Here is a 14728-nt window from a genome sequence, read left to right as displayed (position 1 = left end):
CAGCATGACCACCGTGATCGCAACCACGTAGACCACGAGAGTGAGTGCCACACTCATATCTGCGGTGAGGACCTGGAGAATCAGAAGACCCACCACTGCCAGGGTGAAGAAACCGAGCCGTAGCCAGAGGGTGGGTTTGGTGTTCATGCTGTGAAGCTTAGAACCAGTCATTACGCTTACGCCACTGCCTGTACTCATAGTTCATGAGTCCGGCAACTTCCTTGGACAGTTCCTTGACCTGGGTGCCGCGGTGCTTCAGGCCCCATTTGGTGACTTCCAGGAGGGAGTCCTTGACGAAGCTGCCATCCAGTTTGGACTCGCCGATCTCACGTTCGGTGAAGGTGATGGGAACCTCGCGGACATCGAAGCCGAGTTCGACAGCGCGGTAGGCGATCTCCACCTGGAAGATGTATCCGGCCTTGGACAGGTCATCCATGGGCAGGGTCTCCAGGACCTCGCGGCGGAATGCGCGGTAGCCGGCGGTCATATCGGACAGTCCGGTTCCCAGTGCCAGGGAGATGTAGACGTTGCCGCCCTTGGACAGCACCCAGCGGTCCTTCGGCCAGTTCACAACCTTGCCGCCTGGGATGTAGCGGGAACCGATGACCAGGTCTGCACCATTGGTGATTTCTGCCAGTAGGAGGTGGAGCTGTTCTGGGGCGTGGGAGCCATCAGCGTCCATCTCACAGAGGATCTCGTAGTCGCGTTCCAGGCCCCACTCAAAACCTGTGAGGTAGGCGGCAAACAGTCCGTCCTTGCCCTTGCGGTGTAGGACATGGACGTGGCCATCGGAGGCTGCCAGCTCATCAGCACGCTCACCGGTGCCGTCAGGACTGTTGTCGTCCACGATGAGGATATCCACCTCAGGCGTTGCTGCACGGACCCGGTCCACGATCAATGGAAGGTTTTCCAGCTCATTGTAGGTCGGGATGATTACCAGAGTGGTAGCGCTAACCCCTGCTGCCTCGTTGCTCATCTGGGTGGGCCTCCTTGACCGCCAAGCGGTCTCGTCTTAAGAGAGTCGGATAGGAAAATAAAGCTATTTACGCCTGGTTGACGCACCTGCCGGCGTTTTTCGTGGTGAACCTGCTCCGGCAGTCGACTTCTTTAGATGCGACTGGGCTGGCTTCTTCTTCGAAGTGTTCTTCTGGGAACGGGTGTTGAGCCACAAAGCTGCAACGCCGGACAATACTCCCATGATAACCAACACCAATTCAACATAGAAACCCACACGGGCAGCAAGCGTTACTGTTTGCTTCAGTGGAATCTCCGCTACCAGTGTTGCAGCCTCGAAAATTCGGGTGTTCTGATCCACGCTGCCATCAGGCATGACGATCGCTGAAACACCTGAGGTTGCTGAGACCACCACTGCCCTGTCGAACTCGATGGCACGCATCCGGCTCATGGCCAGCTGCTGATAGGTCATGTCGGTAAAACCGAAGGTAGCGTTGTTGGTTGGGGTTGCCAAGAACTCCGCACCGTTTGCAATGGCGTCACGTCCAGCCTGGTCGAAGATCACTTCATAACAGGTCTGGATTCCCACCACCACAGCACGCCCCAATTTGGCGGCGTCCATGGTGACGGTGCCAGTGCCATCACCTGGCTGGAAGTTTCCAGCGGAGTCCACCCATGGGGAGAACATGCGGAAGAAATCGCGGTGGGGCATGTACTCGCCGAAGGGTTGGAGATACTTCTTGTTGTGGTACTCCCCCGTGCCACTTTCGGGGTCAAAGACGACCATGGTGTTTCTTGGCCCCACCTCATCCTGGGTGATGGTGCCCACCAAGATGGGTGCCTGAGCATGTTCCACCGCAGAGGTAATCAGGGTGGATGCCTGGGCATCAGTGAAAGGGTTGACGTCCGAGGAGTTCTCCGGCCAGATGACTAGATCCACCTGATGATCCAGCTGCCTGGTTTCCCTCACGTGGTTGGCCAGAACAGCACGACGCTGGGCGTTGAAGTCCAGTCCCATGCGGGGCACATTGCCCTGGACTGCAGCAACCTCAATGGACTCCGTGGTGGTGCCTGAACGGTCAATATAGAGCGAGGACACCCCACCGATCAGCAGCACCAGGATGGCCACACCGGCGCCAACCAGACGGTCCCGGCCGATGAGTGCCACGCCCAGTCCCACAGCCACCAGGACGACGGCAAAGGTGACCAGGGCCGGTCCACCGAAGGCGGTCAGGTTGGCCAGGGGGCCATTGATCTGGCCCCAGGCAAGACGAACCCAGGCGAAACCGCCAAAGGGCCAGCTGCTGCGTAGGTATTCCACTGCAACGTAGAGCACCGGGAAGAGAAACACTCCCCAGCGTGGCCAGCGAGTGATCGCCACACCGGCGGCACCGATGCCGAGGGAGTACAACGCCATGACGAGCGAGAGTGCGATATAGGGCAGGTTGCCCACGAACTCACCAATCCATGGCAGAAGCAACAGGTACTGGATCAGGCCATGAATGAAGCCCAGGAGCATGCCCTGGGCGATGGTGGGTCCGGTAGAGAGTTTCTCCAGCAGTGTCGGCGGAGTGTTTTTAGTCCGTCGCCGTGGTGGCGCCCCGGTTTTTCGGAAGTGGGTGTTCCACGGGGCCAGTGAGACATAGAGAAAGACAATGCCGAGGATACCGGCGAGGAACCAGCCAATGGGCTCATTGGAGGCATAAACCAGCAGGCCACCAAGTCCAGCGATGACCGACCTGATGGATAAGGTCACTTGTCCTCGCCATTGTCGGTCTTGTCGTCCTTGGAATCGTGGTTGTCCTCATCGCGCTTTGGCGCTCTGAAGTCCTCCGGCTTGAGATCAGCGGTCCATTCCTGGATCTGTTCTTCATCCAACACGATGGGTGTGCGGTTCTCCGGCTGGTCCTGAGCTCCGGCGAAAGGAGCGCCGAAGCCACCATAGGAAGCCTGGGCACGGTAGCCGTTGGCTGCCTCAAAGCCCTTGACACCGAGGTTCTCGATGGTCTGGCGCAGACGCTTGGCCAGAGTCCGCCTGAACAACATGCGGGTGGGTGGGAATATCAGGAGCAGACCGATGATGGAGGTGACAAAGCCCGGCATGACCACCAGGATTGCTCCCGCTGCGGTGAGGCCGAAGTTACCGGCGATGGCACCTGGACTGCCCTGGCCCGACTTCTGGGCGAGGGCAGCGGCACGGCTGATCCGTTGCATCTCCACGGCAGCCAGAATGAGACCTCCGAAGAAGGTGAGGAACAACAGACCGATCGCCCAACCGATACCGAGCCACATGACTACGGCGGTGAAGGCGATGATCTCAACGATGAAATATGGGATAGCTATTGCTGCAGGCACATCTCAACTCTACCCGCCCACCCTGGCACAGCTAACTCTGATTGCTGTGGAGTTGGTCCCAGAGCCATCCAGAGTGGGTACTGAGATTGTGGAAGTAGGGTCCGAAGTGGTTGAGGGCTGTTTTCCCTGGCACCCGGGGTAACGGATGTTCATGCCAGGTGATGTCTGCACCCAGGTTGGTCCAGGCATCCCGGAGTTCCCTCACCTGGTTGATGGGGATGACGTCATCATTGGTGGAACCCCAGAGCAACACCGGAATATCGGGAGCTGTTACCCCGAGTTTCTGGCGGTTGAATTCCCTGAGTACTGCGGGCAGGTTGTTCAGGATGGCGCCCAGTGGCTGGCCGGTGGTGGTCCAAGAGGAAGTGGATTCATAGCCACTGGTGAGGAGTGTGCCTCCGGCACAGGTGGAGATATTGCGCAGGATCTCTGTCAGTCCATGGGAGTTGAGGGTTGGGAGTATTTCGTCATAAAGTTCTGGCCGGGTGGTGGCCAGGCCTGCGACGGCATAGGCGATGACCCCGGTGATGAGGCCGCCATCGACAGCACGCAGTATCGCGGGCAGATCTGAGGTTGGGGCACCGACAACCGCCGCCCGTGGATGGATCTCCGGGGCGTAGTCGGTGAGTTGGGCTGCCCAACCAATCGCACCTCCTCCCTGGGAGAACCCCCACAGGCCCAGGGGTGCCTCCGGCGAGATACCAAGGTGGTGGGCGGCGCGGAGAGCATCATAAAGGGACTTTGCGGCGGTGATGGAATCGCAATAGTACTGCAAGCCGGTCAGTGGGTCGCGGGGATAGTCGATGAAGACCACGTCCACCCCATTGGCCAGGAACCAGTTGAGGACGGGAAGTTCATAGGCGGCGATCGCATCCCTGGGGGCATCGGTGAAGACGCTGAGCCCGATGGCACAGGTGTGGGAGGGATCGCAGTGTGCGGCAACCCCCTGGGTGGAGGGTGCGAAGGCTACCACCGGCCGCGGGGCGCCCGGACGGTGCCCGGGTGCTGATGTCTGGGAGAAGCACACACCGGCGGTGGCGGTGATGGCACGGCCATTGGGATCACGAGTGACGTACTCAAAGCGATGGGAACTGGCCGGGTTCAATTCGCTGCGTGTCCCCAACACCCGCAAGGGAGCCACATTGATCAGCGTTCCAGGTGCCACACCGGGCGTGGTGGAGGCTCCACCGAAGTTCGGTACCGCAGAGACATCCGGCTTGATCAATGACCCGGCGCGATCGGGGCGTCGGTTTTTGCCGGTGAGTCGGCGGGTGATGGCGTGTGTACCTTCTGTGATGAGGGGTTGGAGTGTGCGTCGGGTGGTGTTCCAGGTGCCGGATCTGATGACCGGTGTGGTGGTGAGTTCGCGGTACTGCGTTTCCTGCTGTGCCTGGGTTGCCATGGGGTCTAGGTTATTGGTTTGGGGTGGGTGGTGCAGGGATTAGGATGTCGCTCATGTTGTCTGATGATTTTTCTGGGCCGGTTCTCCCTTCCCGGGATGATGTGGTGATTGTGCGGGTTCGTGTGCCGGGCGGGCGTGTCCGGGCTGCGCAGTGGGAGGTGTTGGCTGATCTGTGTGAGGAGTTTGGGGATGGTCGCTTGTATCTGACGTCCCGGGGCAATCTGCAGATTCGTGGGGTACGTGATGCGCAGGGGCTTGTTGCACGTTTGGCTGAGGCTGGTCTGGGGTGGGCGCCGTCGGTGATGTGTTCTCCCCTTTCCCCTGGGTTGGGAGGGCTTGTCAATGCTCTTGTGGCTGCGGTGCCTCAGTCTGAGCGGGTGTTTGGTGTGGATGGCGGGGATGGGTCGATCATCGCGGAGCGTCCTGAGGTTGGTCTGCTGTGTGTCGGGGATGATCAGTTCCAGGTGGTGTTGGTGGGTGAGCCGACGGGGCTTGTGGTGGAGGCTTCGACTGTGGGGAGTCTTGCTGAGCTGGTTGAGGCCCATGGGCATGATGCTGAGGTATTGGTGCCCCATGTGGAGGGTCTGGTCAGTGGGCGGTGTGAGGCGGTTGTTCCTTCTCCCCCGGTATTGTCTGCTCCCATTGGGTGGATGCAGGAGGGTGATGTGGTGTCCCTGGGTGCGGGGTTGAAGTTGGGTCAGTTGGATTCACGTTTGGCGAGGTTCCTGGCGGCTATTGAAACCGATACGTGGATCACCCCGTGGAATTCCCTGGTGATCCATGGGTTGGTTGATGGGGTTGCTGATCAGGTGGTGAAGGTTCTGGCTCCCATGGGGTTGATCTTTGATGCCGCTTCCCCGTGGTTGCGTGTTTCTGCCTGTGCCGGGGCCCCTGCTTGTTTGGAGGCACATGCTGATGTGCGTTCTGATCTGGAGCTCGCACTTGGTACGGGTCAGCTCTCTGCTGTGGAGGGGCATGTGCACTTCTCAGGCTGTGAACGCCGCTGTGGGCATCCTGTGATGCCTCATAGGGAGTATCAGGCAACTGTCGATGAGGACTATGAGGTGTTTGAGCGTCAGTGAGACGCGTGTAGTCGTGTTTTATCTCTCATGTCAACGTCTGTGGGTGGAACCTCGTCAAAAGAGTTGTTTTGCCCATAGGTGCTGGTCTGGAGGGGGATTTGTTTAAGTAAGAGTGATCTGGACAGCAGTTGTCAGCACCAGGGTTAAGAAAATAGCCAGGACTACAGATTGCTTTCCTGTTCTGCTCTTGAGGTCTTCCTTTGATGCCCACAGATAGAGCCCTGCAAAGCCAACGCCTAATCCGAGGCCGAGGACAGCTCGTGATCATGTCCCAGCCAGAAGACCCTGAGGAGGAGAACACCGGTCCATATGATGCCCATGCTGAGGAAGATGAGCTCTGACCTGATGAGGTCTCTTCCCCTCATGTCAACGTCTGTGGGGGAAAACAGCTTTGGGAGGGGGATTTTAGGGCTAGTTGTTGACATGAAGGGGAAATTTCCAGCAAAGCTCTACACCCCCGTGGGCACCAGAGGCTTGGTCGCACACCATTGGGTGACAGCCACCGCATCTGATGTACCGGTGATCTCAATGCGTCGCAGTGTGCCGCCATACTGCTGCTGGAGCATTCCGAGGCGCTCGTCTTCTGAGGTATCGCGGGCGTTGACCACCATGCGTCCACCGGGGCGCAGCATGGACCAGGCGGTTTCCACGACCATTTCCTGGTCAAGGCCGCCGCTGAGGTAGATGGCATCAGGTGCCACAGCTGTCTGGCCCTTGGCATAGCGGGCATCTTTCAGTGCCTTGGGTGCGGCTCCCATGATCTTGAGCCAGGGCACACCGAGTTTATTGGCATTGCGGTTGATCTTGACCACTCGTTCAGGGACGGCTTCAAAGCAGATGGCCTGGGCACGGGTGCGGGTGAGTCCGCCACTGGCTAAGGCGATGGCGCGTAACCATTCAATGGCGATGGAACCGTCGCCACTGCCGATATCCCACAGCAGTTCACCCGGTACCGGTGCCAGTGCAGAAACTGTCAGTGCCCGGAGATCAGGATCAAGACTGTCAGTGTCTCCCTCATAGGTGTCTCCACCAAGCCCTGGCAAGAGGGAACGCTTCTTCATCGCACCACCGGGTGGTGGGGATACTGCAATCACGTTGAGGGCAGAGACAGGTCGTGGTGGTTGCTGTGCTGTGCCATGCGAGATCTCTTCATCCACGCTGCCCAGATCACTCAACACGGTCAGTTCCACATCGCGGTGGCCCATGGAGTTCAACAGGGCCGCAATGTCAGGGGCACTGAATTCATCGCGTCCCATCACCAGGAAACGCACACCGGAATCAATCAGGGGGATCAGTGTTTCCACCGGGCGGTTCACCAGTGAGGCCACAGGTGTCTTGTCCAGGGCCCATCCCAGGCGTGCGCAGGCAAGCGATACCGACGATGGTGCCGGGATCACATGGATAAGCTCCTCCCCCAGCACACGCTTCAAGGTGGCACCCACCCCATGGAACATCGGATCCCCTGAAGCGAGCACAGCTACATGCATACCGGAGAGTTCCTTGAACAGTCCCTCCAGTGCGGGCAACATCGGTGAGGGCCAGGGGCGTCGTTCCCCATGGACAGTATCCGGTAGCAGGTTGAGCTGACGCCAGGAACCAATCACCACATCAGCACGGCGCAACACGGTTTGAGCCTTGTATCCCAGCTCATCAAAGCCATCTGCCCCGATGCCGACCACCGTGATGGAATCCTTCGGCTCCCTGGGATTGGTGCTGGTGGCGATGTGTGCATGTTCATCGCCACCGACCACAGCGAACCGATGTGTCCTCATGGTATCCTTCTTGGCCGCAGCAGCACCCGAATTAGAGACAATCATCGATTCATTCATAGGGCCTAATTCTAGTCTCCCTGATTAGCGCGGCATTCTCCGCCACACCGGACGGGGAACCACACGCATGATCCAGGCCAGAACACGCAATCTTCCAGGGATCCATAAGGTCACACTCCCCTTGCTCTTCTCCACAGCGGCCACCACCGCATCGGCCACGTCACCGGGATACACCGACATCGGAGCAGGTGACATCCCTGTGGTCATGGAACCGATGACAAAACCCGGGCGTGCGGTGATCAGACGAACCATTGACCCATGCAGCGCATCCGACAGTCCCTGACAAAACGCATCCAGGCCGGCCTTGGTGGAACCATAGACATAGTTCGCGCGCCGGGCCCGCCAACCTGCAATGGAGGAAAAGGCCACGATGGCCGAATGCGTACCTGACTGGGCACGGAGTTCATCGGCCAGCACGGTGAGCATGGATACCTGCGCGGTGTAGTCCAGGGTGGCGATCTCCACGACGTGGGCTTCATCGGTTTCCGCACGTTTCTGCTCCCCCAGGATGCCGAAGGCCACCACAGCCAGCGTGATATCAGAACCTGTCAGTTCGCGTGCCTTAATCACCACCCCACGATGAGAACCAAGATCCGTGGCTTCAAACTGCACCGGATGCACCTGCGTGGCACCAGCAGACACCAGTTCCGCCATCAGCGGTTCCAGTGCATCAACCCGGCGCGCGGCCAGCACTACTTCTTCACCGGGAGCTATACGGCGGGCGATGTCTCCGGCGATGTCACTGGTGCCGCCGAGGATGAGGATGCTCATTGGAGGGTCTTTGGCTGATTGTTGAGGGTTTCGCAGCCTTCCTCGGTGATGACGACGATGTCTTCGATGCGGGCGCCGTGAACTCCGTTGATGTAGATGCCGGGTTCGATGGAAAAGGCCATGCCGGGTTCCAGTACAAGGTCGTTGCCGGTCATGATGAAGGGTTCTTCGTGGGTGGAGAGTCCGATGCCGTGTCCGGTGCGGTGGATGAAGTGTTCTCCGTAGCCTGCGGCTTCGATGGTGTTGCGGGCTGCCTGGTCGACGGATTCTGCTGTTGCTCCGGGGCGTGCCTGGGCTACGGCGGCGATTTGTGCGGCGTAGAGGACGCCATAAAGCTTGGTGAAGCTGGCGTCGGCCTGGGCATCTGGTCCGCCGACGACGTAGGTGCGGGTGCAGTCGGAGTGGTAGCCGGGGCCATAGGTGCCGCCGAGGTCGACGACGACGATTTCTCCTTCCGCAAGTATGCGCTCGGAGAAGCTGTGGTGTGGGTTGGCACCATTGGGGCCGGAGCCGACGATGATGAAGTCAACTTCGGTGTGTTCCTGCAGGATCAGGGCTTCTAAGTCTGTTGCCACCTCCTGCTCGGTGCGTCCGGCGGTCAGTAGTGCGGGTACCTGGGCGTGGACACGGTCGATGGCGGCTCCTGCTTCACGCAGTTGGGTGATCTCTGCCTCGTCCTTGGAGACGAATAGTTCCTTGAGTACCTGGACAGCTAGTTCATAGCGGATGTTGGCGGGCAGCTGGGATTGGATGGGGATGAGGTGGTCGGCGGTGATGGAGGAGCCGATGCCCACACCGATGACCTCTGCTGCAGAATCTGCGAGTGCTTCGATGGCGAGGGTGTGTGCGTCTTCGCCGTCGATCCAGCCACGAATCTTGATGTTGAGCTCCGGTACGGCAGACAGGGCGAGATCACCGCGGTCGACGGCGGGCAGGATGATGGTCGGGGTTCCCAGTGCTGGGATCACCAGTGCCGTGAGTCGTTCGTGTGTGGAGATCCAGGAACCGGTGAGGTAGGCCAGTTCTGCTCCGGTACCGATGATCAGGCCGTTCAGGCCTGCCTTGGCGGCTCCTGCCTGTGCCTGTGCAAGGCGTTGGGCGTAGACGGCGGCGGGAAAGTTGTTGGTTGAAGAATCACTCATGTCTCCCAACCCTAGTAGCCTGTACAGGTGTGCGAACCAACCACACCGTCCGTCTGCGGGCATCCGGCCGCTATGCCTCCGGTCTTCTGCTCACCGAAGCGCTTATCGACGCTGCCCTGGCCATCCACTCCGGCCACGGTGCTAGCGACTTTCAGTCCCAGGCGGCCCAGCGGGCCGGGTTCATCCTCACCGCCGCCCATTTCCTCCGCGGACCTGCAGGTGATGGCACGATTGAGGTGCACAGTTCCAACTTCACCGGCACAGCACAAGGCTATGTCGCAATCTTCGGCACTGACATCGCGGTGCTCAAACTTGATGGGCTGGCACCGACCACGCAACTTCCCGGGATCTCGCCCTGGCAGTTGTCTCCTGGGCAGCACACCATCACCCATGGGTTTGGTGGGCGTTCCACCGCCAGGGCGCCCAAACAACTCCACGGCAAGGTGTTGTTCAAGGTGCCTTTCGCAGTATCGCGTAATCCCTTCACCCGGCTGCGTCACGGTGCCATGATCCTCAACACCCCGGAACCTGCCATCCGCGGTGACTCCGGCGGCCCGGTGCTTGCTGATGGGCTGGTCTATGGGTTGCAGTCCATGATCACCGATCCCTTCGGCATCAACACCCGTGTAGCAACCGTGGCCACGCTCTCCCAGCACCTTCCGGCGATCAAGCGGGCGATGGAGCGGTTGAGTTGAGTCCAACTGTGGAATTCTGGGTGGATGTCGGGTTGCGCGCAGCGCCAATCATCGTGGCGGTCTTCGCCGGTATTGTCGCATGGTGGAACTATCGGCAGAAACGTGATGCTGATAAACGCAATGCATGGTGGGAGCGGATGAGATGGCCCCTTGAACACATCAACAGTGACAATGAGGAAGACTCCACCCTGGGCTGGGCGTTATTGCCTGAACTCATGGAGGATGCAGTACCGGAAGATAGGCGCATCGCTGCAGTGATCAAGGAGTATGTAGACTCCCAGGCCCTTGAATCGGTAGAATTAGATGTCAATCAGGAACGAGGTGATGATGATCATGACAACAGCCCATATTCAGAGGAAGGACCTTCCAGCACGTGATAACGAACATGAGCAGGAACGCCGGCGTCGAATGGCTAAACTCCGTCAGGACAGTGCCAGGCGAACCCTGGAAATCATCGAGCGTAAGTTCCCGGACCTGAAGACCCGCTAACTCCTATCTCTATGCCCCTGAACAGCATGTTCAGGGGCTTTTTCCTCATATCTTTTCGCCCTCTTCGCCATGAACCGATGGGAATTAATCAAACCCAATCTCAGCCTTGAGTGCTCCATGGGAAATAGCAGTTGGCATGCCTTCAGGCTGACCGTTGTCTAATCATCTTTTTCCATACTGCGGCCCAGATAGATGAAGTCCGCGATGCGGATTCCCTCCGACCAGGCGATCGGGCCCACCTCTGACAGCGGAATGCCACGATGATCGTCCTCGAAGTAAAGTGATCCGGGTTCTGCCTTGTCACCTGGATCATAGGCACTGATGTTCAATGAAGCAGTGACACTGCGGAATCATCATGACCATCGGAGTAGGCACCCACGGCATCACACTGGGATTGCTCATCAGCAGGCTTATGCCTGGTGGCACGGAAGAGCTGATCCAGACCCTGGCTGGACCCAGAGCGCACACAAGCAGAACAGGGACTGCTTAACCTAGTCACCGAAATCCTCGCAGACAGGGCTGAATCTGGTGAGAAGATCCCTACTCCACTGGTTGAGCGTTTCTATTCAGGAAAATTCAATGTTCGTACTTCCCATTCCCCGCACCGTCGTTTAGTGATGGAAGCAGAATCGGAGGGCGTGTCTTTAAACACCTGGATCGACCAGAAATTAGCCTCAGCCTGACACAGCAACTAAATAACCCAGAAACCCCTGCTTATCATCATAAACATGCTGATAAGCAGGGGTTTCTTCGGTCTCAACTACAGCTACTAGCTACCGATCGCCACCACACCACGGCGGATCGCGTCAATGGCCTGGCGGGCATTGCGCGCCATCTCATCGGTGTAGGAAGTCTTGGCCACCTGCTCCAGAAGGTCGATGACCTGGCGGCACCAGCGCACGAAGTCACCTGGGGTGAGTTCCGCACCATTTTCCGCAGCTGCTGCCATGCAGTAGCCCAGTGGCGCTCCGGCGGCCCACTGGTGGATGGCCATGGAAAAGCCTGCTTCCGGCTGGCGGGTCAGGGGCAGGCGGTGGCGGCGTTCATCGTCGACAAGCTCTGACCAGATGCGCTCGGTATTGTTCATGGCCTCAGCCATTCCCTCGGTGACCGCCTCCGGGGTGCCGCCGGTTTCACGGCGGTTTTCGAAGGTACACATGCTGACCACGCCGGCGAGTTCGGCCGGGTCCAGATCATCCCAGATACCGCGCTTGAGGCACTGCGCCACCAACAGATCGGACTCATTGTGGATCTTGGCCAGACGCTCGCCTTCCTCAGTGATCACCGGGTTCTCAGGATCGGCATAGTCCACATAGTCCATCTCACTGAGCAGGGAGAGGATACGTTCAAAGGTACGGCCCAGGGTCTCACGGGCCTTATCCACAGTGCCGGTGAGCTTGTTCAGATCACGTTGTTTACGCAACATGCGCTCAGCGGTGCGTGCCAGTTGTTCGCGGTCTGGCCAGTGATGTGCCTCGTGATCGCGGATGCTGCTGCGCAGTTCACTGATGCGAGCATTGGGGCGCACCCGCGCAGATTCCCGCATCTTATTGGGACGCTTGAAGTTACCACGGCGAAACAGATCAGAAACCTGACGGGCAAACCGTCGCGGGGATTGTGCCGCACCGCGGGGCAGGCGCATATGACCGACCACCACGGGGGCGTTGTTGAAGGATTCAGCATCGATACGACCCGACCACCCGGATTCCGTGGTCACCCAGGGACGCGGGTCACGGGCCTGGTTGGCAGGTGTCATCACCACAGCCAGCACCGGGCGCTTGCGTCCCGGCATGGCGATGACCTCACCGATCTGCAGCTTGGACAGGACAGTGGTCACCTCAAAGTGGCGTTGTTCCATGCTGTCACGGCGGTGGGTCTTCTCCTCCTCATTGAGTTCACGGCGCAGGGCCATGTAGTCCAGGAAAGATTCCACCGCGGTCTTATCAGGGGATACCGCCGGGTTGGTGGCGCTCAGCTCGCGGTCCAACTGGGCGCGTAGATCCTCCACGCGCTGCTCTGCACGCTCGATCTCACGGACATCACCCACCACGGAACCATCAGCCTGGAACTGGGCGAAAGACTTCTCCAGCAATCTCAGCGACTGCTCATAACCAATGGTTTTCAGCAGGTTGACGGACATATTGTAACCGGGCTGGAAAGTGGAGATCAGTGGATAGGTACGTGTGGAGGCAAGACCTGCCACAAAACGTGGATCCATCGCCGGTGACCACTGCACCACCGCATTACCCAGGGTGTCAATACCACGACGGCCCGCACGGCCGGTCAGCTGGGTGTACTGGCCAGGGGTCAGATCAACATGGCCTTCACCGTCGAATTTGACCAGTTTCTCCAGCACCACGGTGCGTGCCGGCATATTGATACCCAGTGCCAGGGTCTCGGTGGCAAAGACTGCGCGCACCAGGCCCTTGACAAACAGTTCCTCCACAATGTGTCGGAAAGCCGGGAGCATACCGGCATGGTGGGCGGCAAAACCACGCATCAGCGCCGAGCGCCACTGCTTGAAGTTGAGGATCTGCAGATCCTCCTCCGGGATGCCCACCACACCGGCATCGATGATGCGTGCGATCTCCTCGGCTTCCTCCTGATCAGTCAGGATCAGTTTGGAACGCAGACACTGGTACAGCGCACCATCACAACCTGCACGGGAGAAGATGAAAGTGATCGCCGGTAACATGTTCATCCCCTTGAGGATGCTCAACACCTCAGGCCTGCCCAGGGGACGGTGACGGTCCTGCTCGCGGACCTGACCGGTACGCCCGGCGTCGCGACGCTCACCACCGCGACCCCCACGGCCACCATCCTTGCCACCCCGGGCGCGGGTACGGAACCCCTCACCGGAACGGTATTCCGCACGGCCCGGTTCGCTGGCTTTTTCATTGATGCGGTCGATGGTGGCTTCCAGCTGTTTATTCAACCGGCCATCAGTGCCGGGTTCAAACAAGGGCAATACCTTGCGTTGGACCATCATGTACTGATCCAAGGGCACAGGGCGGTGCTCTGTGACAATCACATGGGTGTTGCCCCGGACAGTACTGAGCCACTCGCCGAACTCCTCCGAGTTGGACACCGTGGCGGACAGCCCGATGATCTTCACCGACTCATCCAGATTGAGGATGACCTCCTCCCACACCGCACCGCGTGAGGCATCAGCCAGGAAGTGGATCTCATCCATCACCACATGGCTCAGGCGATCCAGGGCGAAGGAACGCGCATAGATCATATTGCGCAGTACCTCGGTGGTCATCACCACAATCTCAGCATCATGGTTGATGGAGACATCACCGGTGAGCAGGCCCACGGCATCCGCGCCGTGTTTGGCCACCAGGTCGTGATACTTCTGGTTGCTCAACGCCTTGATCGGGGTGGTGTAGAAACACTTGGTCCCCCGCGATAATGCGAGGGAGACGGCAAATTCACCAACAATGGTCTTGCCAGCACCAGTCGGCGCGCACACCAGCACGCCGTGATCGTTCTCTACCGCCTGGCAACCCTGAATCTGGAAATCATCCAGTCCAAAGCCGAGGTCGGCAACAAATTCTGACAGGTGTGTGCCTGCTTCGGGAGTAAAACTCATACCCCCAGGCTACCTGCCCATCCTTTAGAGCACGTCGTCGAAGGCCGATCCGCTATTTTTGAAGCTTCTTGACGACCTGTTCCCACTATTATCGGCCATCGGCGCGGTACCACGCAGTGGGTGCTGATCAACGGAACTGGCCGGCTCCACCGGTTGCGGTGCTTCAGTTCCCCCGGCGGACATACCCAGTGGGGAGGCACTGAGATCATCTGCGTCCATCCATTCAGGGCGCTTACGGTCCTTGCGCTTGTCATTGATACGACAGAACTGGATGGCGATCTCCACCAGGATGGTCAAGGCGATGGCCAGCACCAGCATGGAGAAGGGATCCTGACCCGGGGTCATGAAGGCGGCGAAGACAAACAGCAACATGATGATCATGCGACGCTTGTCCTTGATCGCCTCATACTGCAG

16 protein-coding genes are annotated in these 14728 nt (G+C 59.0%); 5 read left to right on the top strand and 11 right to left on the bottom strand.

Going from position 1 to position 14728, the window contains the following annotated elements; all coding sequences use genetic code 11:
- Positions 1 to 157: 157 nt before the first annotated feature.
- From Q0M74_RS08680 to Q0M74_RS08665, 4 genes are all read right to left on the bottom strand, one after another.
- Positions 158 to 976, bottom strand: a complete 819-nt coding sequence (locus Q0M74_RS08680) for a polyprenol monophosphomannose synthase (RefSeq protein ID WP_293953464.1) — start codon at positions 974 to 976, stop codon at positions 158 to 160.
- A gap of 63 nt (positions 977 to 1039) precedes the next feature.
- On the bottom strand, positions 1040 to 2710 hold the full coding sequence (gene lnt / locus Q0M74_RS08675; protein WP_293953462.1) for an apolipoprotein N-acyltransferase: 1671 nt from the start codon (positions 2708 to 2710) through the stop codon (positions 1040 to 1042).
- Positions 2707 to 3309, bottom strand: coding sequence for an FxsA family protein (locus Q0M74_RS08670; protein ID WP_293953460.1), 603 nt, complete (start codon positions 3307 to 3309; stop codon positions 2707 to 2709). The genes lnt and Q0M74_RS08670 overlap by 4 nt, the downstream gene beginning before the upstream one ends.
- Positions 3310 to 3340: 31 nt before the next feature.
- Positions 3341 to 4711 (bottom strand): lipase family protein, encoded by a 1371-nt coding sequence (locus Q0M74_RS08665; protein WP_293953458.1) that lies wholly within the window; start codon positions 4709 to 4711, stop codon positions 3341 to 3343.
- Positions 4712 to 4764: 53 nt separating this feature from the next.
- Between Q0M74_RS08665 and Q0M74_RS08660 the strand changes: the two genes are divergently transcribed.
- Entirely contained in the window at positions 4765 to 5793 is a 1029-nt protein-coding gene (locus Q0M74_RS08660) for a hypothetical protein (protein ID WP_293953456.1), read from the top strand.
- Between the two features lie 449 nt (positions 5794 to 6242).
- On the opposite strand, the gene cbiE is transcribed toward Q0M74_RS08660, so the two are convergent.
- The 3 genes from cbiE to Q0M74_RS08645 are packed head-to-tail and all read right to left on the bottom strand — an operon-like array spanning position 6243 to position 9535.
- The gene (gene cbiE, locus Q0M74_RS08655; protein ID WP_293953454.1) at positions 6243 to 7622 is read right to left on the bottom strand and encodes a precorrin-6y C5,15-methyltransferase (decarboxylating) subunit CbiE; all 1380 of its coding nucleotides are present in this window, start codon (positions 7620 to 7622) and stop codon (positions 6243 to 6245) included.
- A gap of 24 nt (positions 7623 to 7646) precedes the next feature.
- Positions 7647 to 8393, bottom strand: a complete 747-nt coding sequence (locus tag Q0M74_RS08650) for an SDR family oxidoreductase (protein WP_293953452.1) — start codon at positions 8391 to 8393, stop codon at positions 7647 to 7649.
- Entirely contained in the window at positions 8390 to 9535 is a 1146-nt protein-coding gene (locus Q0M74_RS08645) for a Xaa-Pro peptidase family protein (RefSeq protein ID WP_293953450.1), read from the bottom strand. The genes Q0M74_RS08650 and Q0M74_RS08645 overlap by 4 nt, the downstream gene beginning before the upstream one ends.
- Positions 9536 to 9564: 29 nt before the next feature.
- Between Q0M74_RS08645 and Q0M74_RS08640 the strand changes: the two genes are divergently transcribed.
- From Q0M74_RS08640 to Q0M74_RS08630, 3 genes are read left to right on the top strand one after another with little or no spacing between them, the layout of a single operon-like run.
- Positions 9565 to 10230: a trypsin-like serine protease gene (locus Q0M74_RS08640; RefSeq protein ID WP_293953448.1), complete on the top strand. Its 666-nt coding sequence runs from the start codon at positions 9565 to 9567 to the stop codon at positions 10228 to 10230.
- The gene (locus tag Q0M74_RS08635) at positions 10227 to 10607 is read left to right on the top strand and encodes a hypothetical protein (protein WP_293953446.1); all 381 of its coding nucleotides are present in this window, start codon (positions 10227 to 10229) and stop codon (positions 10605 to 10607) included. Before Q0M74_RS08640 ends, Q0M74_RS08635 begins: the two co-directional genes overlap by 4 nt.
- Positions 10564 to 10719: a hypothetical protein gene (locus Q0M74_RS08630; RefSeq protein WP_293953444.1), complete on the top strand. Its 156-nt coding sequence runs from the start codon at positions 10564 to 10566 to the stop codon at positions 10717 to 10719. Before Q0M74_RS08635 ends, Q0M74_RS08630 begins: the two co-directional genes overlap by 44 nt.
- 158 nt (positions 10720 to 10877) lie before the next feature.
- Here the strand turns inward: Q0M74_RS08630 and Q0M74_RS08625 are convergent, their stop codons facing one another.
- Both Q0M74_RS08625 and Q0M74_RS08620 read right to left on the bottom strand, forming a co-directional pair.
- Complete coding sequence (locus tag Q0M74_RS08625; RefSeq protein ID WP_293953442.1) at positions 10878 to 11048, bottom strand: hypothetical protein; 171 nt, start codon at positions 11046 to 11048, stop codon at positions 10878 to 10880.
- Positions 11045 to 11185, bottom strand: a complete 141-nt coding sequence (locus Q0M74_RS08620) for a hypothetical protein (RefSeq protein WP_293953440.1) — start codon at positions 11183 to 11185, stop codon at positions 11045 to 11047. The genes Q0M74_RS08625 and Q0M74_RS08620 overlap by 4 nt, the downstream gene beginning before the upstream one ends.
- Here Q0M74_RS08620 and Q0M74_RS08615 point away from each other — a divergent pair.
- Positions 11169 to 11402, top strand: coding sequence for a type II toxin-antitoxin system HicB family antitoxin (locus tag Q0M74_RS08615; RefSeq protein WP_366088087.1), 234 nt, complete (start codon positions 11169 to 11171; stop codon positions 11400 to 11402). The two genes, Q0M74_RS08620 and Q0M74_RS08615, sit on opposite strands and share 17 nt — an antisense overlap.
- 86 nt (positions 11403 to 11488) lie before the next feature.
- Here Q0M74_RS08615 and Q0M74_RS08610 read toward each other — a convergent pair whose 3' ends face one another.
- A complete protein-coding gene (locus Q0M74_RS08610) occupies positions 11489 to 14314 on the bottom strand; it encodes an RNA helicase (RefSeq protein WP_293953439.1) in 2826 nt (941 codons plus the stop codon).
- A 24-nt stretch (positions 14315 to 14338) separates the two neighbouring features.
- Positions 14339 to 14728, bottom strand: a 390-nt coding sequence (locus Q0M74_RS08605; RefSeq protein WP_293953438.1) for a twin-arginine translocase subunit TatC, incomplete at its 5' end; no start/stop codon positions are given.

Origin of the sequence: uncultured Corynebacterium sp. (assembly GCF_945649885.1) — a bacterium.
Taxonomy (GTDB): domain Bacteria; phylum Actinomycetota; class Actinomycetes; order Mycobacteriales; family Mycobacteriaceae; genus Corynebacterium.
Note: the sequence above shows the minus strand (reverse complement) of the source record. Positions and strands in the feature narration are given on the sequence as shown.